Origin of the sequence: Pantoea sp. F_5 (assembly GCF_008631595.1) — a bacterium.
In the GTDB taxonomy this organism is placed as follows: Bacteria; Pseudomonadota; Gammaproteobacteria; order Enterobacterales; family Enterobacteriaceae; genus Pantoea; species Pantoea gossypiicola.
The window spans coordinates 48605-72337 of sequence record NZ_VWUO01000016.1 but is presented as its reverse complement, the minus strand read 5'-3'; the positions used below and the strand labels follow the sequence as shown (position 1 = coordinate 72337).

At 49.0% G+C, this 23733-nt stretch carries 24 protein-coding genes and 2 pseudogenes; 7 read left to right on the top strand and 19 right to left on the bottom strand.

Annotated elements, in window-relative coordinates; all coding sequences use genetic code 11:
• Window positions 1-3: 3 nt before the first annotated feature.
• The 3 genes from F3I44_RS18670 to F3I44_RS18655 all read right to left on the bottom strand — a co-directional run bounded on the left by F3I44_RS18670 (window position 4) and on the right by F3I44_RS18655 (window position 1850).
• Complete coding sequence (locus F3I44_RS18670) at window positions 4-480, bottom strand: glutathione peroxidase (protein ID WP_150015412.1); 477 nt, start codon at window positions 478-480, stop codon at window positions 4-6.
• Between the two features lie 181 nt (window positions 481-661).
• Window positions 662-1462 carry an SDR family oxidoreductase gene (locus F3I44_RS18665; protein ID WP_150015411.1) on the bottom strand — a complete coding sequence of 267 codons (801 nt, stop codon included), beginning with the start codon at window positions 1460-1462 and terminating at the stop codon, window positions 662-664.
• Between the two features lie 211 nt (window positions 1463-1673).
• A complete protein-coding gene (locus F3I44_RS18655) occupies window positions 1674-1850 on the bottom strand; it encodes a hypothetical protein (protein WP_370452863.1) in 177 nt (58 codons plus the stop codon).
• A 683-nt stretch (window positions 1851-2533) separates the two neighbouring features.
• On the opposite strand from F3I44_RS18655, the gene F3I44_RS18650 reads away from it, so the two are divergent.
• On the top strand, window positions 2534-3649 hold the full coding sequence (locus F3I44_RS18650; protein ID WP_368668634.1) for an MFS transporter: 1116 nt from the start codon (window positions 2534-2536) through the stop codon (window positions 3647-3649).
• A gap of 121 nt (window positions 3650-3770) precedes the next feature.
• Here the strand turns inward: F3I44_RS18650 and F3I44_RS18645 are convergent, their stop codons facing one another.
• Window positions 3771-4769 carry an IS110 family transposase gene (locus F3I44_RS18645; RefSeq protein ID WP_150015410.1) on the bottom strand — a complete coding sequence of 333 codons (999 nt, stop codon included), beginning with the start codon at window positions 4767-4769 and terminating at the stop codon, window positions 3771-3773.
• 210 nt (window positions 4770-4979) lie between these two features.
• On the opposite strand from F3I44_RS18645, the pseudogene F3I44_RS18640 reads away from it, so the two are divergent.
• Window positions 4980-5225, top strand: a pseudogene (locus F3I44_RS18640) (MFS transporter); the annotation flags it as partial.
• A 735-nt stretch (window positions 5226-5960) separates the two neighbouring features.
• Window positions 5961-6728: a LuxR family transcriptional regulator gene (locus tag F3I44_RS18635; RefSeq protein ID WP_223811703.1), complete on the top strand. Its 768-nt coding sequence runs from the start codon at window positions 5961-5963 to the stop codon at window positions 6726-6728.
• Between the two features lie 13 nt (window positions 6729-6741).
• On the opposite strand, the gene F3I44_RS18630 is transcribed toward F3I44_RS18635, so the two are convergent.
• The 12 genes from F3I44_RS18630 to F3I44_RS18570 all read right to left on the bottom strand — a co-directional run bounded on the left by F3I44_RS18630 (window position 6742) and on the right by F3I44_RS18570 (window position 17030).
• A complete protein-coding gene (locus F3I44_RS18630) occupies window positions 6742-7380 on the bottom strand; it encodes an acyl-homoserine-lactone synthase (protein WP_150015409.1) in 639 nt (212 codons plus the stop codon).
• A gap of 1153 nt (window positions 7381-8533) precedes the next feature.
• On the bottom strand, window positions 8534-9340 hold the full coding sequence (locus F3I44_RS18620) for a carboxymuconolactone decarboxylase family protein (protein ID WP_150015408.1): 807 nt from the start codon (window positions 9338-9340) through the stop codon (window positions 8534-8536).
• Between the two features lie 38 nt (window positions 9341-9378).
• On the bottom strand, window positions 9379-10068 hold the full coding sequence (locus tag F3I44_RS18615) for an antibiotic biosynthesis monooxygenase (RefSeq protein ID WP_190285979.1): 690 nt from the start codon (window positions 10066-10068) through the stop codon (window positions 9379-9381).
• Window positions 10069-10139: 71 nt separating this feature from the next.
• The gene (locus F3I44_RS18610) at window positions 10140-10679 is read right to left on the bottom strand and encodes an NAD(P)H-dependent oxidoreductase (protein WP_223811708.1); all 540 of its coding nucleotides are present in this window, start codon (window positions 10677-10679) and stop codon (window positions 10140-10142) included.
• Window positions 10680-10791: 112 nt separating this feature from the next.
• The gene (locus tag F3I44_RS18605) at window positions 10792-11160 is read right to left on the bottom strand and encodes a DUF1330 domain-containing protein (protein WP_150015406.1); all 369 of its coding nucleotides are present in this window, start codon (window positions 11158-11160) and stop codon (window positions 10792-10794) included.
• Window positions 11161-11198: 38 nt separating this feature from the next.
• Complete coding sequence (locus F3I44_RS18600) at window positions 11199-12218, bottom strand: aldo/keto reductase (protein ID WP_150015405.1); 1020 nt, start codon at window positions 12216-12218, stop codon at window positions 11199-11201.
• An 18-nt stretch (window positions 12219-12236) separates the two neighbouring features.
• Window positions 12237-12794, bottom strand: coding sequence for an NAD(P)H-dependent oxidoreductase (locus F3I44_RS18595; RefSeq protein WP_150019511.1), 558 nt, complete (start codon window positions 12792-12794; stop codon window positions 12237-12239).
• A 153-nt stretch (window positions 12795-12947) separates the two neighbouring features.
• Window positions 12948-13982 carry an amidohydrolase family protein gene (locus F3I44_RS18590; protein ID WP_150015436.1) on the bottom strand — a complete coding sequence of 345 codons (1035 nt, stop codon included), beginning with the start codon at window positions 13980-13982 and terminating at the stop codon, window positions 12948-12950.
• Between the two features lie 88 nt (window positions 13983-14070).
• Window positions 14071-14907, bottom strand: coding sequence for an SDR family NAD(P)-dependent oxidoreductase (locus F3I44_RS18585; RefSeq protein WP_150015403.1), 837 nt, complete (start codon window positions 14905-14907; stop codon window positions 14071-14073).
• A gap of 87 nt (window positions 14908-14994) precedes the next feature.
• Window positions 14995-15942, bottom strand: coding sequence for an aldo/keto reductase (locus F3I44_RS18580; protein ID WP_150015402.1), 948 nt, complete (start codon window positions 15940-15942; stop codon window positions 14995-14997).
• Between the two features lie 81 nt (window positions 15943-16023).
• Window positions 16024-16713, bottom strand: coding sequence for a type 1 glutamine amidotransferase domain-containing protein (locus F3I44_RS18575; protein WP_150015401.1), 690 nt, complete (start codon window positions 16711-16713; stop codon window positions 16024-16026).
• 8 nt (window positions 16714-16721) lie between these two features.
• Window positions 16722-17030: a superoxide dismutase gene (locus F3I44_RS18570; RefSeq protein ID WP_150015435.1), complete on the bottom strand. Its 309-nt coding sequence runs from the start codon at window positions 17028-17030 to the stop codon at window positions 16722-16724.
• Window positions 17031-17169: 139 nt separating this feature from the next.
• Between F3I44_RS18570 and F3I44_RS18565 the strand changes: the two genes are divergently transcribed.
• Complete coding sequence (locus F3I44_RS18565; protein WP_150015400.1) at window positions 17170-18069, top strand: LysR family transcriptional regulator; 900 nt, start codon at window positions 17170-17172, stop codon at window positions 18067-18069.
• Window positions 18070-18345: 276 nt separating this feature from the next.
• Here F3I44_RS18565 and F3I44_RS18560 read toward each other — a convergent pair whose 3' ends face one another.
• Both F3I44_RS18560 and F3I44_RS18555 read right to left on the bottom strand, forming a co-directional pair.
• Window positions 18346-19293 (bottom strand): hydroxyacid dehydrogenase, encoded by a 948-nt coding sequence (locus F3I44_RS18560; RefSeq protein WP_150015399.1) that lies wholly within the window; start codon window positions 19291-19293, stop codon window positions 18346-18348.
• Window positions 19293-19985, bottom strand: coding sequence for an RraA family protein (locus tag F3I44_RS18555; protein WP_150015398.1), 693 nt, complete (start codon window positions 19983-19985; stop codon window positions 19293-19295). The genes F3I44_RS18560 and F3I44_RS18555 overlap by 1 nt, the downstream gene beginning before the upstream one ends.
• A gap of 173 nt (window positions 19986-20158) precedes the next feature.
• On the opposite strand from F3I44_RS18555, the gene F3I44_RS18550 reads away from it, so the two are divergent.
• The 3 genes from F3I44_RS18550 (at window position 20159) to F3I44_RS18540 (ending at window position 23373) form a co-directional block, all read left to right on the top strand.
• Window positions 20159-20869: an IclR family transcriptional regulator gene (locus tag F3I44_RS18550; protein ID WP_150015397.1), complete on the top strand. Its 711-nt coding sequence runs from the start codon at window positions 20159-20161 to the stop codon at window positions 20867-20869.
• A gap of 464 nt (window positions 20870-21333) precedes the next feature.
• Window positions 21334-22314, top strand: coding sequence for a DUF1852 domain-containing protein (locus F3I44_RS18545; protein WP_150019510.1), 981 nt, complete (start codon window positions 21334-21336; stop codon window positions 22312-22314).
• Between the two features lie 27 nt (window positions 22315-22341).
• The gene (locus F3I44_RS18540; protein ID WP_150015395.1) at window positions 22342-23373 is read left to right on the top strand and encodes a methionine synthase; all 1032 of its coding nucleotides are present in this window, start codon (window positions 22342-22344) and stop codon (window positions 23371-23373) included.
• Between the two features lie 24 nt (window positions 23374-23397).
• Here the strand turns inward: F3I44_RS18540 and F3I44_RS18535 are convergent.
• A pseudogene (locus tag F3I44_RS18535) lies at window positions 23398-23733 on the bottom strand (efflux RND transporter periplasmic adaptor subunit); the annotation flags it as partial.

The following is a 23733-nucleotide window of genomic DNA, read 5'->3' as shown; positions in this document are numbered from 1 at the left end:
TTCTTAAAGTGCAGCCAGAATGGCAGCTTCCATTTTCTCCGGCTTAGTGGTCGGTGCAAATCGTTTAATGGGTTTACCATCGCGCCCAATCAGGAACTTAGTGAAGTTCCATTTAATATGGCCACCCAGTACGCCGGGTAATTCTGCTTTCAGGTAACGGAAAATCGGGTGCGTTGCGGTACCGTTAACGTCTACTTTTACAGACACAGGAAAACTCACACCATAGTTGATGTGACATGTCTGTGCGATGTCATCGGCACTACCCGGTTCCTGTTTACCGAACTGGTTACAGGGAAACCCCAGTATCACCAGGCCCTGAGCGGCATACTTTTTGTAGAGTGTTTCCAGCCCTGCGTATTGTGGTGTGAATCCACAATGACTGGCGGTATTCACCACCAGAACCACTTTGCCAGCATAGTCGGCCATCGGGATTGGCTGGCCATTCAGGCTGGTGGCAGAGAGTTGATAAAAGGGAGACATGGTTCAATCCTCAGTGCGGAACCTGTTGTCCGTCAACATTAGCACAGTGCGCATAACGGCGTGAGATCAAGGGATTGCGTGTCTGGTTCAGCATCTGCGGCGCGAGCAATTACTGATTGCACATGGCGGGAAGAGCAGGACTCTTACCGCCATGTAATTAATATCATTCCAGACGCATCACTCAACCATTATCGCGAAAGCCGGGATAAAGACTCATTCCACCATCGATAAACAGTGTGGTGCCATGAACATAGTCGGAAAGGTCACTGGCCAGCCAGACCACCGCATTCGCCACATCTTCCGCCGCACCAATACGTCCATAAGGGATGAGTTTTAACAGCGCTTTACCCGCTTCACCCTGGGTGGTTTCTTCGTTGATGGCAGTCGCGATAGCGCCGGGTGCTACTGAGTTGACGCGTATACGGTCTTCACCCACTTCCTGTGCCAGGCTTTTCATCAGCAAATCAACCCCGCCTTTTGACGCAGCGTAGTTAACATGTCCGGCCCAGGGAATGAGCTGATGCACCGAGCTCATATGAATGATCTTACCTACAGCCCGACTGATCTCCGGGCGGTGCGCCTGATCACGAAACTGACGCAGCGCAGCCCGAGCGCAAAGGAACTGCCCGGTCAGGTTCACATCCAGGACGGTATTCCAGTCTGCAAGCGACATCTCAATGGAAGGCGCATCCTTCTGCAGCCCTGAGTTCGCCACCAGAATATCCAGTCGGCCAAATTCAGCAATCGTCTGAGCAAAGAGATTTTCTACGTCAGTTTCCTTTGAGACATCACCCTTTACCGCAATGGCGCGTCCACCGTCTGCACGGATTCTATCAACCAATTCTTCGGCAGGTTCCGCCTGGCTGTGGTAGTTAACCACCACACCGGCACCTGCTTTGGCGAGTGCTTCAGCGCAGGCATAGCCGAGACCTGAGCTGGCGCCGGTAACCAGCGCAACCTGATTTTCGAGTGATAAGATCATGAGGCTTCCTTAATTCTTTAAATGATGAGCTTGTTAAACCCGGCGGGCATCATCAGGGGATTGAATATCAATGTATCGCTGACACCACGATTTTCAGATACCCACCCGGTGACTGAGCGGCTGGCCGGATCGTGCGCATGGGCCTGAGACACTGAATTATAGATGCGAAGTGAGGGGTTGGTTGGTGTTGCGGTCGGTATCGGGATTTGTGTTAATCAGAAGAGCGGTTTTCCCCCGCGGGGATATCACACAATGAGATTCTGTCAGGATAAACAGGATAGCACTCCACCTTTTGACGTATTGCGTTGTGTTTTTTCAAATAGCTTTCGCTCTGTCCAAAAAGATGAATAAAAGGCCCGGCATCCAGGCCTGAAATTTTGTAATTCATGATATCGCCTGTCGTTTTCAGCAGTGAAGAATGACGTTATCGGATATCATTTCGGGAAACTCGCCGTTATCGGTCTGGGAGCTCAGGGAACGAGACTTTTTAGGAATGGCATTGGATGTGTTCATCAGTCTTTATTGCATGACTGGCTCGGGAGCTTTAATACGCAATCAATGCAGATCGTAAAATCTCAAGACCTCATCCGCACTCAGTGCCGGATGCTGGGGCAGATGCTTTAATAGCGCATAGCTAATAGGTATTTACCCTTCCACCCGGATAAGCAAAAAAAGGTTCTTGCGGCTGGTCTATGCCTTCAGGACAGCGTTAAAGCCACTGAACCCCCCCTTAGCCAGCATTTACAATATCTGTCATAACAACATCATTCGGATGTGAATGCATCTCTATCTGCGACAGGCTGTCGATGTGTTTTAACTTTTCTGCCCATCGTGGCTCTCCATAGTTGTTAAAAAGTGGCTGAACTTCACCCTGTTAACGGCATACTCGTCACATAAAATAAAACCTTTGTGCACTTTTTTGTGACAAATAACACAACCTCATTACATCCTCAGGCAAGGGTAAGATTTTATCGTGATAATGGTTTTACTAAGTACATTACTGTTTTACAGGGTACAACAATCCGGTTTCTCCACTGTCCGTAAGCCGATGACAAAATTGTGAGGATCATCATGTCTGAAAAACAGCACATCACGACATTCTCTGCCGACATTGAGCAGCAGACCGTTAAGAAGGTGGTCTGGCGCATTTTGCCCTTTCTGATTGTCTGTTATCTCATTGCCATCATCGATCGCGGCAACATCGGAATGGCTTCATTACAGATGAACGAAGATTTAGGGTTGTCGAAAGCCGTATTTGGTTTTGCAAGCAGCCTGTTTTTCGTGGGTTACTTCCTGTTTGAAGTTCCCAGTAACCTCGCCATGCAGAAAATTGGGGCAAAGATCTGGATCTCTCGCATCATGGTGTCGTGGGGCATTATTTCGGTCTGTACTGCTTTTGTTGAAAGTGCCAATACGCTCTACGTACTGCGCTTTTTACTGGGTGCAGCCGAGGCAGGATTTTTCCCTGGCGTGATTCTTTATCTGACTTACTGGATCCCAGGCAAGTATCGTGCGCGTGTAATTGCAACATTCATGGTGGCAATTCCGGCGGCAAACTTTATAGGATCGCCCATCTCCGGTCTGATTTTGTCGCTCGACGGCTGGTTAGGCATGCGTGGCTGGCACTGGTTGTTCATCCTGGAAGGTATTCCGGCGGTGATTCTGGGGATTGCCGCTTTCTTCTTACTCAGTAATCGTCCGACCGATGCAAACTGGTTAAATCACGAACAAAAGGCGTGGCTGAGCACGACTATTCAGGCAGAAAACGAGAAGAAAAAAGCGATTGGTCATATCTCGCTATGGCAGTTATTGCGTCACAAGCATATCTGGGTGATGGCGCTGATTTATGCGGGTGCTTCTGCGGCGGGATCAACGCTGAGCGTCTGGTCTCCACAACTGCTGAAATCGTTCGGTCTGGATAACTTCACTACCGGTCTGGTCAATGCGATCCCTTACGGTCTGGCATCCATTCTGATGATTATTTGGGGCAGAAGTTCTGACCGGAGCGGGGAACGTCGCTGGCATACCGCGTTAACGCTGTTCCTGATTGCAGGTGGTCTGCTCTCCGCCTTTATCACCAACAGCCTGACCGGCAGTGTTGTCATCCTGTCTCTGGTATTGATCGGTGCCTACTCAATGAAAGGGCCTTTCTGGGCGCTGGCGTCAGCTACCGTGTTGCGTCAATAAAAAATCGTCCTAATTTTAGTGATACAGATCCCTAAGTGCTGCCAGAAAGCTGCCAGCACCTAAGTCACCATAACACCGAGGCTACGCCGTGCTAACGGAGTTCAAAGAGCTTATGCCAGCATCAAGCGGCCTTACATGTACTGAGCAGGTACTCAGCGCTAAATGGTTGCTGTGTATTCAAAACGCCGTAGCACCAGTGAACAAGTTTTCGCATCAGTGCGCCAATCGCACACATTTTGGGCTTGCCGCGCTGGCATAGCCGTTCGTACATCGCCTTCATCACCGGATTGAATCTCAGTCCACACAACGAAGCCAGATACAACTTTGCCCGGATTTCCGGCGGACCGATTTTAGACAACCGCGGCTTCCCACTGACCGAGGTACCGGAGGTCTTTTCTACAGGAACCACGCCCAAAAAGGCTGCTGCCTGCTCTGCGGTATCGAAACGATGGCTCCGCAGGATTACCAGCATATTCAGACCTAACTGAAAACCTACGGATTTTATCGACGTCAGCAGGTCAAAATCCTTCTTTAATTCAGGGTGTTGCTCCAGATGTTCCTGAATCAGTTTATCCAGATGCCCAATCTCTGAACTCAGGCTCTGTAGCATACTTTCGATGGATTCACTAACAACTGAGGGACAGTCCGTGGCCCGGGATTTCTCCAGCCTGTTTTTTTCACGGGTACTGTCTGCGACAAGCGCATCACGGCGACGCAGAAGTGAGCTAAGATAGCGGACGTTTTCAGGTGGTGGAGTCCACGGCATTGGCTCTCTGAGCGCACCGTAGCAGGCGAGCATATAAGCATCAACCTGGTCATTTTTCGTCAGCATTCCCATGCCACGAGCAAATTCTCTGCTACGGTGTGGGTTGGCAAGCGACACCCTGGCACCGGCTTTATGAAGGCCATATGCTAATGATTCGTGGTAGACCCCGGTAGCTTCCATGATGATATGAACCTCAACCGGTTCACAGTGTTGCTTATGGAGCCAGTTGATTAAAGCACTGGTAGCACTTATGTCGTTTTTAAGCTTGCGCGTTTTCACCCTGCCTTTTACACCGTCCCGAAGCAGGCATAAATCCAGGGTGTTTTTGCTAACATCAATACCTAACTGAAACATAGCCGTTTCCTCCCTTCACTTGACCATCACGCCTATTACCCTTGTACATGCAGAGTCATCGCTCTTGGCAACCGTTCAATGTTAATGCTGGCGTGAAAGGCGAAGCAGAGGGCTTTAGCTGACGCTCAAGGTTCTAGACATTCAGGATGGACACAAGCTCACTCCGCTTCATGTGGTGGTAGCTAACCATCACCTCACTATTACATACAAGGATGGATGTCATCCACTACCGCTGCTGCAGGTCTGGCCGCTATCGGTGCGATGGCAAACCTGATTGGCGGAGGGTTAATGGTCAACGTTTACGGCATCATTAATCAGGCGACCGGCAGCCATACGCTGGCAATGATGCCACTGGCTATCCTGTGTGGCATCGGCGGGATTGCGGTGCTGGTTATGGGTCGCAAAAAAGCATTAAACATCGAAGTTGACACGCATGCTTCACCAGTCAGTAAATAACGTAACATCACCTGCAGATGCTGAGCACTGCGTCTGCAGGTGAGCCTCTTCCGCTTTTACTGCCACAAGAGCACTGTTTTGAATATCCTTTGGTTATTTATCTTTGGATATTAAGACGTCACTGGATTTATTGAGCAGAGACGAGATCAGGCTTTCTGTTACCTAATCATACAAATGAATTTTAAGCCTCGCACCCTGTAAAACCAATGGCTCAAAGCGTGCGTCAGGGCACAAGCGAAGAGAAAATCCCCGGTGGGTTGAAGCATTAATATTACAACCATCAGCAGGTATATATTTCGTGGGTAATTTTTTAAAATGCTGGTTAACCAACATTGGGAAGTGTTAGCTAAGAGAAATTTAGCGATAGCTTAGGATCAGAAATACAGAACGCAATCTAAGAAGCATTTCGCTTAAAAGGAGTGTGTCTGGCATCAATACCTGATGAAAAATTCACGATCACAATCCCCGCCTGTTGAAGACAGAGCCATACCCATACGCTATCCTGCTGCGTTTACTTACCAGGGATTCGCAAGGCAACGTTGCTGTTGTCGCTTCAGGCAGGCCTGCATTACCCTGAACCCTCAATACTTATCCGGCTATTCCCCTTGACCATGGTGTTATGTCAACGTCCCGATACCCATCAGCAATCTCATGAACCCATCCTGCCCTCGCTTCCTGAGGCAGAAATGAGTGAAATATTGCTGTATGATATCGTCCTTCTGATAGGTGAGCTGAATGAAAATACGATTCACAGCGTTTCATGAACCGGTTTATACTTCTAAACCACGCAACCTGAAGGTAACAACTGACGTGAAGGATACCTACTACAACGACCAAAGGATAAATTCGTTGATCCAGGATGAACTGGATGCGTTCTTTGAGGATTACCCGGGTGTTGTCTATGCATACGCTATTATGAATAAAAAAGACCCTTCGCAGATGCAGATTATCAATAACAACCCGGCGTGGTTTGATGTTTACCTTGAAAGAAAATATCAGTTTATCGATCCCGTCATTATCCGTGGTTTGCGCTGCGTTGAAGACTACTTTTGGGAGAATGAAGTTATTTTGTCAGAAGGGTATAACCTCACCAGGATTTTCAACGAAAGTTTTCAATATAACATTTATCGGGGGCAGACATTTCCTCTGCATGACTACCTGAACAATCTGGTTGTGTTATCTGTTATTGGAACAAAGGATTTCGATTTTGATATTGATAAACATCGTTCAAAATTCATGAGTTTCCTTATTCATCTGCACCAGAAGACGCTTAATCTGTATAGTCAGCATCAGCAAAAAAAGAATGCCTTTTTATCACCGCGTGAGCGTCAGATTCTTAAGTGGGTCAGCGACGGCAAAACCTATGCCGAGATTGCTATTATTTTGTCTATTGCAGAGCGCACGGTAAAATTCCACATGGGTAATGTAATGAAAAAACTCGGTGTTAATAATGCAAGACATGCAATAAAACTTGGCGCAGAACTCCGCTTACTGGAAAACTGAGCCAGATAGTTATTTAAAGATGGCGTAAGTGCTGTAGCTTCTCACGAAGCCAGTCAGAGTGCTTGTCCTTAATGATGATATCCTCAATGACGCTACTGTTAGCAGGCATAAAAATGTAGTAGATAACCTCTCCCTTTTCAGAGAGCCCTTTTTGAATTACCTCTGTTTTCCAGTTGGCGTGGCGAAATATGGCATACATGCCACGACTGACCACTGCGTACATCCCTGAATATTTCTTCTTCATGCAAAACATAATCATTGCAAGAAACAAAGCTTTACTGGCGGGTAAACCTTCAAGTTTTGCAGCGTCACGTCTTTCTTTGTCTAAAAACAGGCGAGTAATTTCACAGGAGGGAATATCGGTAGGGAGACGACATACTCCTGAAAAGTATTTATGGAAAATTTCGCTCATCATCGTCGGCTGCGTCGAGTCTATGAATCTCGCACCGCATAGCAGCTGCCCGTTGTGCATACCCAGTAAGTAAGTTGTGTTTTTGTTATCAAAAAGGTCCTTTTCCATACCGTCAATGCATTCGACTTCCCAGTCGAGTCGATCCCGAAATGTTTTTCTTCTGAGCCGGTATAACTCATTCGCTTGTTCAACCGACAATTGATCATAATCACGCAAAAAAAAATCAACAGCAGAACTCATTAACTCGCCCTCAATAATCACATGATGAAACTATTGCCCCTGCCCTTTAGGACAGCTTTTATTATATCGTACAGGCCTTATACTAAAAAAGTACCTGACCACTGAGCACTTTCATTGCCCGGCGGCCAGGCGGTCAAAGACCAATGCAACACCAGGGAAAAGCACACGAGATTATGTGATATTCAAAGTCTCGCGTACAGAGTGCAAAAAGCATTCAAATAATAAAAATACCAGAATACGAAAAAAGTCAAATAACCATCATTAATTTATTGCCCCTTGTTGTTTTAAGGGGCAAGATTTCCTGTTCAGTGAATCCAGTCAATCAATGAATGTAAAATTAACCATTGAATGAGCAACATTACTGTTCATTTGATAGCCAAAGCAGGGAGTCTGCCTGGAAGTACTTCAGCGGTTAGCCTGCCCGTAGTATCATAAACAACATTCAAATGTTGATGTTGCACAACACTTTATCTGTAATTATCCCCTGAATGTTTAACGGCCGTGTCAGTAAATTGACAAATGGAACCTCGTTAGTGCAACTGAACTCTAATTGCGCATGTCAGAATTTTGGAAAATATTAAATTCTCTGAGATAATTTTTATTGCTTACAAGAGCCAGCATAATCATATTGATACTATCTCAACAGAGAATAGCTGTTGCTCTTACTAAAAAATGCTCGGGCGCGTTACACTCGTTGTAAGCAGGGAACAAAATTAAGCAATATTGCTTCGAGAGAAAATGTCAGGCGAGCATATTTAACAGCCATTATTTTTGTTGGAAAGGGAAGGTGCTAATAATTAAGTTCAACACAATCCATCCACCGTCATTTTTTTCAGCCGTCCACTCCTTGCTCATTTCGGACGCTGACCAGCAGCTATCCAATATGAGCCAATATCAGACATTTGTCGCAATGAAAGTAGCCGTGATGTGTTTTCATTATTCTGAGGTACGTTAGAATAACCTCCTTGAAAACAAGAGAACCGGCGTAAAAAGGCAACCGAAGGCTATCTGCCATCGGAAACGCGCTGGCAGGAATGTTCTTCATAGGATTTGTGCGCGCCTCGCAAGCGCAACGTCATAACAGAATAGCGTGAACCGCCGTGAGGCGGTTTTTTATGCGCTTTCAAAGAATGGGGCGTCTGCTTATAAAATTTTAAGTTTTAGCTGGCGACCGATTACGTAAAACCTCACCCACAACCGGGGCAGCGGTGAATGCAGCTGGCCAGCCACTGTAGAATGCCGCCTGGGTCACAATTTCACCTGCTTCTTCTGCTGAAAGTCCATTGTCCATAGCCCTGTTAAGGTGATAGCCAATCTGTACGCTCTGTCCGGATGCGATTAACGCGCTGACCGTAATCAGACTTCTGTCGCGAGGCTTAAGCGCTGGTCTTTGCCAGAGATCCAGGAATAGTGGGTCAGCAGTGAACTTAACCAGTCCGGGTGAAACAGATCCGACATTTTTTTCAACTGTTTCAGCGCGTCGCTTTTCTGCCTCCTGGTTAAGCGGAAGCAGGGATGGGTCAACTGGGGGAAGCGCATCCAGCGTAACGCCACGGTTCTCAAATATCGCTTTGGTGACACGGACTGCTGACATGGCGTTGGGCCATCCTGAGTAGAACGCCAGATGGGTGATGATCTCTGATACCTCTGCTGGTGTAACACCACTATTAAGTGCGACTTCAATATAGTGTTTCAGCTCGCCAGACTGGTTCCGGGCAATGAGCATGGCGATGGTCACTATACTGCGGTCCCGCTGAGACAGGGCACTGCGATTCCAGAGATCGTCAGTCATTGCTTCGTGGCCAAAGCGTGCCAGTGCGGGTGAGACAGACCGGATATCAGCCTCCGGAAGGGCTGATGGCTCAATTTGTTTCATTATTGCTTCACCTTTTATCTCGTTTGCGGTAGCAAAATCGCAAAGTACGAGCGACAGGGCCGCCGCTGTAATCACGCCTTTCATATCAATCCTCGCTGGTCAACGGTCAGGGTTGCTGCGACCTATTTTCCTGAACTGATTCCACCTTTGTTCTGCAGAAATACTGGTTCAACAGGAATAGCTTTCTTGCTGGCGCTCATATCTGATGTCTGCGCGATATAATTTTTGAAATGCGGTGTTTGTCTGTGCAATTGATAATCTTCTTCACTGGTGTAAATCTCATAGAAATACCAGCGATTGATATTGTTCACATCTGTCGCGGCATACATTGCAAGCACTCCCTTCTCAACACGAAGTGATTCCGCCATTTCGGGAAGAACAATATTTTTGAACGCGGTCTGAAATTCAGGCTTTACCTCGACAACCACCAGGTTATTGATAGTTCGCTTATTCTGTACGATGTGCTTGTCGCCGAGAAACTGTGGCATAAGGGTGATCTTCTGCTTCTGCTCAATAATTTCCGGCGCGCGGGCAGCAAAAGCCTTATAGGGTTCTGACCCCAGATGCTTGCGCCAGGCACTCTCGTTTTCATAGAGTTCGACCATGTAAGCCTGATGAATATTGTCACGACGTTTCAGGGCGTACATCGCCAGCGTGCCTGCTTCATGATCAACTGAGGCAGAAATCGTTTGTCTGGCAATTTCGTCAAAATGCCTGTCCTGATCGGGTCTGATGCCTATATTAAAAATATTCATCACAGTTTTGTCCTGAATATCCGGATTTTTAGCAAAGACAGGGCTGCTTAACAGCATGCAAATTAAAAGCACGAGACTATTTTTCACGGTTGTCCCTTCACTGAAATATATGTTTAACTGTCGACGAATTAATGTTTGAGGCGCTCGATCAACTGATGCTGATATAAGAGCAGCTGATCGTTACGGGCGCTTTCAAAAACCAGTGGAGGAAGCCACGTCATTCCTGCATGAAGGGCGCTGGCTTTCATCGGTAAAAACACATCCTCAAGGGCCACCCCGATCCTGCCGTCTGTCCCGTAAGTGGAGCTTCCACCCGCAGCGGTACTGACAAGCAGCATTTCCTTTCCCTGCCACAGGCCGGGTCCGACACTGCCCCAGGTTTCATTCAGCCAGGCTTTGATCATCGGTGTAATATTGAACCAGTGAGTCGGGAAGATAAAAACGACTCTGGTATGTTCACGCATCATTTTTCGCTCTGTGTCACCATCGATGCGGCGGGTGTCATAGCCGTACAGAGTCTCAAGGTTGCGAACCGTCACTCCATCCAGACTTTCCGCAGCTTTCTGTAACCCCTTTGTAAGGACTGAACGTTCCGGATAAGGATGAGAGACGATAACGAGCGTTTTAATGTCGGTCATTTCGCGACTTTGCGCATAACTGACTGGCATGAGAAAATTGAATATAAATAAAAAAAATGCTGCTGCTCTGTACTGACATAACCACATTATAAAACCTCCGTTGTTTTAATAAGGCTTCCCGGAAATAACGAGTGCAGGCACGCTAGTGAGCCTGTTCCGGTAATCCTTCTACAATGTAGGTGCGCGAAATACCTGCACGGTGACGGATGGGAATAATCTTCTGGTAGGCTGCTGAGTTGTACCAGTCCTGAGCTTTTTTGATACTCTCAAACTGGATAATGACCAGTCGTCCTTGTGCTCCAGACCCTTCCTTAACATCGGGTTCACCTCCTCTGACGATGAAATGTCCACCAAAGGGCCTGAAGGTTGACTCAACCTGAGCGCTGTACGGTTTTATAGCTTCACGATCGGTTGCCTGAAACTCCGCGACGTAATAAGCAGGCGTTGCCGCCACTGCCGAAGCGAGCCCGGATAACGCCAACAAAAAAGCTACAGCTGCTTTGTATACCATCTTTCCTCCTGATATTGATTTCATGAAACCAGATAAGGCTACCGCGTCCAGACCTGCTTAGCGTCTTTCGTTTGCGGCGTGTTTTGCGCCATGATCCCTGTCAGAACGTGCGGCTGATAGGTTTCTTCCAGAAACCGGATCTCTTCCGGGTCCAGTCGAAGGTTCACCGCATTTACCGCGCCGTCGACATGTTCTTTTTTTGTGGCGCCAACGACAGGGGACGTGACTTTAGTCAGCAGCCAGGCGAGTGAGATTTCTGTCATAGATATCTGATGCCGCTCGGCAAGCTCGGCTATGCGCTCGATAATGATCCGATCCTGTTCTGCCGTACTGTCATACTTCCCGCGGGCGTAGTCATCCTCAATGGCTCGCCGCGTGTGACCTTCTTTTCGGGAAAGACGGCCGCTGGCCAGGGCGCTATAGGGGGTCAGTGCGATATCCTCTTCAGCGCACAGTCCGAAGAGCTCTCGTTCATCTTCACGCATAATCAGGTTGTAGTGGCTCTGCATCGAAACAAAGGGTGTCAGCCCTTCGTGCCTGGCAAGCGCGTTTGCCTTAGCCAGCTGCCAGGCGTAACAGTTTGAGATGCCAGTCGCGCGTACCTTACCAGCGGTAACGGCGTCATGCAGTGCTTCAAGTACGTCGATAATGGGCGTGTTGTAATCCCAGATGTGGCAGACGTAGAGGTCGATGTAATCCATCCCAAGATTTTGCAGACTCTGATCAAGCGAGCGGGTTATCGCCGCTTTTCCGCTGATCCCTTCGGCAATTTGCGCGGGCGTTCGCGGCAGAAACTTGGTGGCCAGCACCACCTCTTCGCGTTTCGCCATATCACGTAATGCTCGCCCAACGTAACGTTCGCTTGATCCGTTCTGGTAGGCGATGGCGGTATCGTAAAAATTAATGCCCTGTTCAAGTCCGTGGCGAATGATATTCCGGCTTTCTGTTTCGTCCAGTGTCCAGCGATGCTGGCCCGTTAACGGATTGCCAAATCCCATGCATCCCATGCAGATGCGAGAGACAAGTAAGTCACTTTTACCGAGCCGGGTATACTGCATCGTTATTCTCCCTCTGGATTAATTGCGTATGGTGTTGAGCAGATCGACCAGCCTTGAGGCGTGCTCCCGGGCAAGCATTTTTTGTCCGGCGATTTTGTCGGCATCGCGGTCCACGTAGCTGATACCACAGGTATAAACGGGTGCCAGCATCTCAAGATTGCACAGCCTTGCCGTGGTCCCGAACGGAATGAGGTACGTCTCAATGGTGTGGCCAAAGAAACCGTCAGCGGCATAGAGCGCTTCTGGTGCTCCGGTGGTGAAAGAGAGGATCAGCTTTTTTCCGCCCAGCTTCGCCGTTGAGCCATGTGCAAAGCCGTGAACAAAGACCTCGTCGAGCCATTTTTTCATTAACCCCGGCAACCCATACCAGGAAAAAGGAAACTGCCAGACAATCACATCGGCCCTGAGCAGACTTTCCTGCTCCGCGCTGATATTGAATTTTCCGTCCGGATAGAGCCAGTCCAGACGACGAATTTCCGCGTCGGGCAGGTCGGTCGCTACCTCGTCAATGATGGTGGCATTAGCAATAGAGTGAGTAAGATCCGGATGCCCGGAAATAATAAGGATATTCTTCATTTCAATAAGTTAGACAGTGTTGATGAATGTTCAACCCAGTATAGGTGGGCAACATTATTTTTTTTAGAGCAGCAAAGACTCAATCACTTTTAGATAAAAACTAATAATGGGTGACTGAATCTCATCGTAATCATTCATCATAAACACTGAGAATTAACCCGGGATGTTAAGCAGATGTTCTGCATTGCGAAACGCGATGGCTTCTTTTTCGGCCTTGCTGACGGGCAGACTTTCAATAAATGTTTTTACACCGTCCAGCGTCTGATAGGGATAATCAACTGAGAACAGGATCCTTTCCGCGCCCATCAACTCATAGATAAATCGGAAGTGTGGCAGGGTCAGCATACCTGACGGGGTAACATAAACGTGCTCCTGGAAAGTCCTGGTCAGCGTGCGCGACAGGCCCGTTGCAGCCAGTGGCAGGCTGTCATCAAGACGCTGAAGCCAGAAGGGGAGCATCTCCCCCCAGTGGCCGCTTATTACCTGCAGGTGGGGATATTTGTCAAAGGCGCCTGACAGCATCAGCCGTAACAACTGGATTCCGGCTTCGTGATGCCAGCCCCAGCCAAACATAGAAAGTCTTGCTGTTACCTCAGCGCTGAAACCGGTGAAGTAAGCCTGTTGCACGCTTTTAAACGGTAATCCGGGATGAAGATAGAGTGGCACACCCAGTTTATTAAAACGAGAGAGCAGGGCGTCATAGTCAGGATGATCAAGAAAACACGAAGAGGGTCTGCCATTCAGAAGTGCCCCCTTAAATCCCAATTCATCAATCGCGCGGATAAGCTCTTTTTCGGCTTCTTCCGGCTGTGTCCAGGGAAGTGTGGCAAACGCCGCGAAGCGATCCGGATGATGGCTTACTGCCCCGGCAAGGTAATTGTTTGCTGCCGTGTTTAACGCCACCGCTTTATTTTCGGGTGCCAGATGAGGGAATCCGCCCACAGAGAGAATTTGCATGGTAATTCCGGCTTCATCCATATCGCCGAGTCGCCTGCTTCCCGTATCGGCCCCTTTCGGGTTAATAAGTGCGTTTTTTTCTATCTGTGGACGGCTTCGGTCAGCATTGTGACCATCGGTGACTGTTTTCCCCCAGTCGCTAAGGTAGGGTGCCTGCTCAAGCGCGACAGGTATGGAGGCTGGTCCTGAATCACTGTCGAGATAATGTTCTTCGAGGCAAATGATTTTCATACTCTCACCATTAATGAGCGACATTTTGCGAGTAGAACTAAGCCACCTGGTCGGGGCTTAGTCCAGGAAAGGCTTTCCTTTCCATATATCAGAAGCCAATGGAAAGGGAATCATCCTTCCATGTTTCCAGTGCATCACTTAAGGTCTGGATTTTTTTTCGGGCAGCGTCATAAACATCTTCACCTAAAAAATAATGCAGTGGAGGATTTTCGAGCTGGCTTATTTTAATTAATTTAGCTGCTGCTTTTTGAGGATCCCCCATTTGCTGTCCGTTCATATCCTCTGCTGCCTCTTTTTCATTTTCTCTCACCAGGACATAGTCTGAAACGGGATGCGAGGGCAGCATGAGGGATCCTTTTGAAAGAAATCCAGTCCTCATATGTCCGGGATAGACAAGGGTCACCTTAATACCAAACGGTTTAACTTCTGCGGCAAGCGCTTCACTAAGACCGGCCACAGCAAATTTTGCTGCACAATAGATACCCCAGCCAGGAATGTATCCCTGAATACCTGCCATGGATGAAATATTAATAATATGGCCATTTCCTCGAGCCCGAAGGTGTGGCATAACTTCGCGGATCACATTAAGCATACCAAATACATTCACATCAAAACTTCTGCGTACCTCTGAATCCTGTAGTTCTTCAAGCGTTCCCGTCTGACCAAAGCCGGCATTGTTAACCACAACATCAATTGCACCAAAGTGGCTGAGTGCAATACCCACAGCTGCTTTTACGCTCGACTCATCATTTACATCCATGCTGACAGGAAGAAAGTTGCTTGTTTTACCGATGGTTTTATCAAGAGAATCTATATTTCTGGTTGTAGCTACGACGTTTTGTCCTGTTGCGAGAAGTTGCTTAACAATAATTAATCCCAGTCCGCTGGAAGATCCTGTAATAAACCATGTTTTTTTATCCGACATTTCAATTCCTTTATATTATTTCTGCTTAGTAGTGGCAAAAATGGCGCTTTATCTGCTTTATCTGCTTTATCTGCTTTATCTGCTTTATTAAACCATCGGGTTTTCCCAGGCCCCACGCGTATCCACACCGGTCTCTGCGGCAAGCTGTTCCAGCAGGATGATTTCCTCATGACTTAATTTGATTTCTAAAGCGCTGGCAGCATCCAGAACGTGATGGACTTTGGTTGCCCCAATAAGTGGAAGAGTACCTTTCGCAATAGCCCATGCGATGGCTATTTGTGCAACGCTGGCATTCCTTTCTGCCCCTATTTTTTTCATGGCGGCGGTCATTTTTTCAATCTGCGGCAGCATGGCATTATAACTTCCGGCCCGACCACTTCCGGCAGGCATAGGGTTACTGGAGTCATAACGACCACTCAGCGCGCCCTGCTCCAGGACCATGTAAGCGAAGAAAGTGATGTTATGTTGTTGGCAATAATCCAGGATCCCTCCCTCTTCAGAGGCACGGTAGAGCAGGCTATAGTGATTCTGTACTGCACTGATGGCATAACCGGAGGCGTTAAGGATCTCGTTGGCGCGTTTGATTTGTGCCAGATTGTGGTTAGAGACACCGACCTGTTTTACTTTACCGCTTTGTAAGAGTGGGATTAGCCCGGGAGTCCATTTCTCAACGTCGAAAGGATTATGGATCCAGTAAATATCAATCTCTTCCACGCCCAGGCGCTCAAGGCTGGCCTCAAGCATGTCGCTGACGGGCTGTGCTGACTGTTCGTTGGCAATCTGCGGTGTAAATTTAGTTGATAGAATCATGTCATTGCGGGAAAACTGACGGACCAGAGAACCCAGCGCGGCCTCGGAATTTCCCATGCCATAAACCGCTGCGGTATCCCAAAGATTAAGGCCCTTGCTCATGGCTGTGGTGAATACCTCAGCCATCTGACTATCAGAAAGATGGTTGCCAAAGACCGTGTCGCCACCGGCAAAACCAGTACCCCAGGACCATGTGCCCAGTGCTATTGGTGGAAGTGTTTTCATATTCAACTCCTGTGAAAGGCCGGAACGCTGCCTACCTAAACCGGCCGGAGTAAGTAACATAGGAAATAACTGAGGTACGGCTTACGCTGTCTGTCGGAGCGCCTCTACCAGCGCCACACCCACACCGTGCGCTGAAGCGGGGTTTTGGCCCGTGATCAGGCGTCCGTCGGTCATCACATTCTCAGACCAGTTTGCGGCTTCATGATAGAGCGCACCATGCTCGCGAAGTGCGGTCTCCAGCAGGAAGGGAACCACATCTGTGGTGTGAACGTCTTCCTCTTCTTTGTTAGTAAAGGCCGCCACATTTTTCCCGTTCACAAGGTATTCACCGTTGCTGAGTTTTGCGTCGACCAGTGCCGCGGGACCGTGACAGACAGCTGAAACAACGCCATAACTTTCATACACTTCGCGGACAATACGCTGGGCGTCGGGACTGTCACGAAAATCCCACATCGTGCCATGCCCGCCTGCAAAGAAAACGGCGCAGTAATCGCCACCATTCAGCTCAGAAAGTGCAGGCGTTGATGCCAGACGCTGCTGAAAATCAGTTTCGTTCCAGAACCAGGCATTGACAGGGTCGCTGAGGTCAAACCCATCAACGGGCGGTTGTCCTCCCCGAATACTGGCTATCGTCGTTTTCAGTCCGGCGTCTTCCAGCACTTTGAGTACATGCGTCAGTTCGGCGAGGAAAAACCCGGTCGGTACTCCCGATGCGCCTTTAATCGGATGGCTGGAAACGACACACAGCACAGGTTTATCTGCAGGTTTCATATCAGGCCTTACTGTTGATTTTTGAATTCAGCGGCGAAAAGACTTTCCCAGTTAATAAATGACCCCAGAGGAATGCACTCGAAGCTTAATAAGCCTGCTTTTGCCAGCGGAAATTCGGCCATTACGCTCATTGCTTCATTGACAGAGTCACATTCAAGAAAAATAGCGACGCCGGGTCTGTCCTGGCGGAAGTAGATGTCGCGGATGAAGCCGGATTTATATAGTTCCCATGCGCGGAGCGCTTCAGCCGTTAGGTGAGGTGCATATTTTTCCAGCGATGCACCCGCGGCGGGAACATCCAGACATAAAATTCGCATCATAGTCTCCTGAACTCAGGTCGTTGCGGAAGGAGGCTAAAGTATAAAAGCCGCATTTCAGGATGATTAGAGGGCCGTTGACTTAAGCATCTTTAGGCTGTAATTAATAATCAGGCGATGATGGCTGAGGGAAAACATTATGAATAATGTACTATATAATCAGATACGCATCTTTCAGAGCATTGCGCGTGAGGGCAATATTTCGGCCGCCGCAAGGAAACTTGAAATCACGCCTCCCTCCGTCAGCAATGCGCTTAAGCTCCTGGAAGAGCATATTGGCCATCCGCTTTTTGTGCGGACAACCCGTCGTATTGAGTTAACGGAAACCGGACAGCGGTTTCTGGAACAGACTGCAGCTGCAGTTGAGTCGCTTGAAAAATCACTGGAAAGTATACGCGACCAAAACCACGAGCCCTCAGGTATGGTGCGAATAACGCTCTCGCGTTTTGCATACCTGTTAATCCTTAAGCCCGTGATGGCGGAATTCTGTCAGCAATATCCGGGTATAAAGCTGGAAATTTCGGTCTTTGACGGCACTGTGAATATTATCGAAGAGCATTTTGACCTGGGAATTCGTTTTGGCGATATTCTTGAGGGCGGGGTGGTAGCACGGCCATTAATGAAATCGTTTCGTGAAGGGTTGTATGCATCCTCAGCATACCTGGCTGAACATGGAACACCGGAGGTGCCGGCAGATCTCAGTCATCACCAACTGATTGGATACCGTTTTATCACTAACAACCGCATTCTTCCGCTGATTCTGAACGATTGTGGAGAGCAGTTAACCGTTGAGATGCCTGGGCAGTTAATCAGTAATGATATTGACGTTATGGCAGACGGAATACGCAACGGCCTGGGGATTGGGCGCTTGTTTGAACCCATCTGGCAGTTACAACCCGACCAGGAGCAATTTATACCGGTGATGGAAAGCTACTGGAAAACTTATCCTCCAGTATATCTCTATTATCCCAAAAGCGCGGGTAAGACCAAAAGAGTGAAGGCCCTGATTGATTTTTTGATAGCCGCTACGGGACGATAAAACAGGATACTTTAAGCTGACCGACAGCATGAAAAAACATTTCGCACGCCTGCCTTCAGGCGTATGAAGCCGAAAGGTGATGTGATGATTTGAACAATGATAAAGCCTTTGTTATTAATGCGACTTCAGCTGCTCACTTAAAGCAGACACGCATTATTTATAACCCACGTGCAAAGTCGATTGCTTCTCAACGGTTTTAATTGATGCAGAGACTCAAACCCATAAAAAAGCCGACTGAATAGCGATAAATCTTATCCAGCCGGCTACAGAGATGGCTCAGGATACCGGGCTTTCGTTTTTCAGGGACTCCAGAACGTTCAGAATATTACTGGCAGCCACCGTACCCATTTTCACGTAGGAGTTATCACTGACGCCGCCAATGTGGGGCGACAGAATGACATTCTCAACATGCTGCCAGATGTGCGGTGCCGTCAGAGGTTCAGTGGGGAAACTGTCCAGTGCGGCCCAGGCGACGGTGCCATTGTTCAGTGCTGCTAAAAGCGCGTCTTCATCAATAAGACCACCGCGTGCCGTGTTTACCAGAATGGCTCCTTTTTTTAACAACGCCATTTTCTCTGCATTGATCATCTGGCGTGTCTGTTCGGTCAAAGGGCAGTGCAGAGAAATGATGTCTGCCTGTTGCAGCAGGTCGTCAAGTGAGGTGGACTCACACTCATCAGGAAAGGATTTTGCAAAAGGATCAAAGGCGAGCACCTTCATGCCAAACGCCCGCCCAATGCGGGCAACGCGACCGCCAATTGCACCAAGCCCGACCAGACCCAGCGTTCTGCCCTCCAGCTCCACGGATTTATGGGTGGACTTATCCCAGTGCCCCTGACGCATCCGCTGATCCAGCGTTATCACCGATTTGGCGCAGGCTAAAATCATCGCCCAGGTATGCTCAGCCACCGCCGCTGCGTTGGCACCCGGCGCAGACTGCACACGGATATTGCGTGCCGCAGCTGCCTGTTGATCAATAACGTCAATGCCGCTGCCGTGTTTGGAAATTACGCGCAGGGCAGGCGCAGCATCCATGATGCGGGCGTTAATTTTTCCGTAACGGACAATTATCGCCACTGGGTTATGCTGCTGGCAGAGTCTGAACAGGGTATCTTCGTCGGGCCGTTTGCCTGCATAAACCAGGCTGAACGCGTTTAGCAGGCTGACCGCCTGCGGAGCCAGATCGCTGGCTGTGACCAGAATGACGGGAAGCTGGGTTGTCATCAGAGCGTCTCCCCATCCGTCAGCATGCCAGCGGTAAGAAGGGCTTTCTCAAGCCACGGCGCGCGAAGGTCGCCATCACGAATGGCGGCAATACGCCCGGTCTCGAAATCCAGTTTTTTCTGTGCCAGTTCAAGCAGGGCAGGGAGCTCTTCACGCGGCAGAATCACCACGCCATCAATATCACCGATGACGAGATCGCCTGGCTGAATGGCTGCGCCCGCGACAGAAACAGGGTAGTTGACCCGTCCCGCAACAGACTTGGTGGGGCCACAGGGATTCAGACCCGCGGCAAACACCGGAAAGCCGTTCGCACTCAGTGCATCGGCGTCTCGTACCGCGCCATCGATAATAATCCCGGCGATGCCGGAGGCTTCAGCCTGGGTCGACATGATTTCTCCGATCAAGGCACAGCTGATATCGCCTTTGCCATCAACCACAATTACATCGCCTGGCTGGGCGATAGCCAGTGCAGCATGGATCGCCAGATTATCGCCTGGCCGGACCTCGACGGTGATAGCGGGACCAGCGACTTTCATAGTGGAGGCTATCGGTTTGACACGGCCATGCAGCGTCCCGCGTCGACCGGCGACATCCGCCAGTATCGCAGCCTGGAACTGAGCCGCCTGTTTAATAAGTTCTGGCGCGACACGAACAATGTCGCGATTGATGAAGGTATTCTCTGCATGTGGCATAGATCATTCCTCTTTCGTTTTACCAGGTACAACAATGTTGTACAATATAAAACTACTATATCGATGTTAATTCACATCGCACCAGTGTTAAGCACTCATTTGTGATGTAAATACGATGTGAATCACAAATTGCGCGGTAAACTGCCTGCCGTCGCACACAGGAGGACGTACTGATGGGGAATGAGGGCGTAATTGCCGTAGAAAAAGCGCTGGCGCTGCTGGATTGTTTCAAACCTGGCGAGGAGTCGCTGACGCTTACCGCGCTGGCGCAGCTGTCGGGTTATCACAAAACGACGGTCTATCGCCTGATGAACTCACTTGAACGCATGAATTATGTGATTCGCCGTGACAATGGCGTTTATACCCTGGGGCCGAGGCTGCTCTATCTGGGCAAGCTCTATGAACAATCCTTTCATCTGGCCAGCATTGTACAGCCTGAGCTTCACGCTCTGGCGACGGCGACGGGTGAAAGCGCCTCATGGTATGTGATTGAAAACGATCAGCGACTCTGTCTGTTCAGAGCTGAACCTTCGGAAGGACTGCGTGAAACGCGTCTGCCCGGCACCTTTCTGCCGCTGGATAACTCTGCCATCGGACAGGTGCTTCGCTACTGGGGAAAGAACGAACCCCTGTTTGACGCTGTACCTGAACTTCCGCTCTTTACCTCCGGAATGCGCGATCCGCACATTGCGGCATTTTCCGTACCGGTGTTTGGAGAAGGTGACAGGCTGCTCGCTGCGCTGGCACTGACCGGGCCATCGTCACGCCTGACGCAGGCAAAGTGTGAAAGCGGACTGGGAAAACTGATGAAAGAAGCGGCCAGCCGGCTTTCAGTGAAATCAGGCGCGCACAAAGTGACATGCGATAATATTTATAAAATTTAGCAGACGCCTGGGGCACAGGTGATCCTCTTTCAGGGCCATGCTCGGCCGGAGCAGCAAGGTTTTTCTGGTGGGCGTTGGTTGATTTCCGCTAAGGTAAATAAAGTGATGTCTGGCATGAAATGAGTACCAGCCCTTTAAAAGCCTCAATGCCGTGACAGGGTAAGTGTTGATTAAGGCATTGATGATAAAGTAAATTAATCTCTTCCTGTGCCCCTTTAAACATCCTGACTTAACTTCAGATATTTAAAGGCGCACTGCCCACATGAAAAATTCCCCGCTTTCCCACTTCAACATGAATTTCCTTCATGTTCGTTGAAATTTAATCACTTTTTTTCAACCGGATGTTGAGGCATAAAGTAAGAATTGTTAATAACTTTGAGTCATATGAATGCTTGTTAAGGGATGGCAAAGTTGCATAACCCTTTAGCAACAAATCATATCAGCGACCAGGATACCCGATAGCGATGAACAACTTAGCCTTTACCCTTAAGCGCATTCGTTTCGACGAAAACTATAACCCTTCGAAAAATACGCGGGCGACGACTAACTTCGCTAATCTGGCGCGTGGCGAAAAACGGCAGGAAAACCTGCATAACGCGCTGGCGATGATCAACAACCGGTTTAACGCGCTGGCGCACTGGGATAATCCTAAAAGCGATCGTTACTCTGTCGAACTTGAGATTATCTCTGCTGAGCTGAATCTTCGTCCTGACAGCAACGACGAATCGTTCCCGGCGATTGAGATTCTGAAGACGCATATCGTCGATCATAAAACCGGTGAGCGTTTTGAAGGGATTGTCGGCAATAACTTCTCATCCTACGTGCGTGATTATGATTTCAGTGTGGTGCTGATCGAGCATAATAAAGGTCAGACTGAATTCAGTCTGCCGGATGATTTCGGCCAGCTGCACGGCAACATTTTTAAAAGCTTCGTCAACTCTGCGGCTTATAAAGAAAACTTCAATAAGTCTCCGGTCATTTGCCTGAGTGTGTCGAGCAAAAACACCTATGTGCGTACCGGTAATGTGCATCCGGTGCTCGGCATCGAATATCAGCAGGATGCGCCTTCGCTGACTGATTTTTATTTTGGAAAAATGGGCCTGAAAGTGCGTTTCTTTATGCCGCAGGGCAGTGTTGCGCCGCTGGCCTTCTACTTCCACGGTGACCTGCTCAGCGATTACACCAATCTTGAGCTGATCAGCACTATCAGCACCATGGAAACATTCCAGAAGATCTATCGCCCGGAAATTTATAACGCAAATTCTGCAGCCGGACAGTGCTATCAGCCAACGCTGCAGCATCAGGATTATTCATTAACCCGCATCGTTTACGATCGCGAAGAGCGCAGCCGTCTGGCCGTAGAGCAGGGTAAGTTTACTGAGACGCATTTCATCAAGCCGAATCAGACACTGCTCGCACAATGGTCTGCTGAATCCGTTCTTTGATTAATTAAAAACAAAAGGTCACCTGCTATGAAAACTTTATTACCGACATCCACTGCGGGCAGCCTGCCTAAACCATCCTGGATTGCGCAACCAGAGGTGCTGTGGTCACCCTGGAAGCTGCAGGATGACGAGTTAGTTGACGGGAAAAGAGATGCACTGCGTCTCTGTCTGGACGATCAGGTTCGCGCCGGTATTGATATCGTCAGTGATGGTGAGCAGACCCGTCAGCACTTTGTGACGACGTTTATTGAACACCTCAGCGGCGTGGATTTTGAGAAGCGTGAAGTGGTACGCATCCGTAATCGTTATGACGCCAGCGTACCGACCGTAGTGGGTGAAGTTTCACGTCAGAAGCCAGTGTTTGTTGAAGATGCAAAAATCCTGCGCAAGCTGACCGATCGTCCTATTAAGTGGGCGTTGCCTGGTCCAATGACGATGATCGATACCCTTTATGACAATCACTATAAAAGTCGCGAAAAGCTGGCCTGGGAATTTGCAAAAATCCTGAATCAGGAAGCGAAAGAGTTAGAAGCCGCGGGCGTTGATATTATTCAGTTCGACGAACCTGCATTTAACGTTTTCTTCGATGAAGTGAATGACTGGGGTATCGCCGCGTTAGAGCGAGCGATTGAAGGGCTGAAGTGTGAAACTGCCGTTCACATCTGCTACGGCTACGGCATCAAAGCGAATACCGACTGGAAGAAAACGCTGGGTACAGAGTGGCGTCAGTACGAAGAGGTCTTCCCGAAACTGCAGCGTTCGGCTATCGACATCGTCTCACTTGAGTGCCAGAACTCGCGCGTTCCAATGGATTTGATCGAGCTGATTCGCGGTAAAAAAGTCATGGTCGGTGCTATCGATGTGGCGACTCACGAGATTGAGACACCGGAAGCAGTCGCAAACACGCTGCGCAAAGCGCTGCAGTTCGTGGATGCTGAAAATCTCTATCCTTCAACCAACTGCGGCATGATTCCCCTGCCACGTCAGGTTGCCAATGGCAAACTGCATGCGTTGAGTGCGGGTGCCGGGATTGTTCGCCGGGAAATTCTGGGAAAATAATCTTTTCCTGAGCAGGCTCAGTCCGGCTTCAGATGCCTGAAAGCCGGACTGAGCTGTCCTTGTCAGGTGCGTCGGATCCAGACGCATCAGCGGCTGACCGCGTTTAACCTTCTGAACGGTATCCACATCCACCAGACGTTCAGGAATTTTGCCTTGTACTCTGAAACTGAGATCGCTTTGAATCCGGGCGACCATAACGCCGGTAAAGGCGTGAGCGTGATCCATCGCGCTTACCACGGTTGCTGTCCGCATCAGGGGAGCCTGCGTTCGGGGATCGTTCTGATTGGAAGGTTCACTGCAGGCCACCAGGGCCAGCAGCAACACGTAAACTGCAAGGATGGCGGATTTATGCCTGCGCAT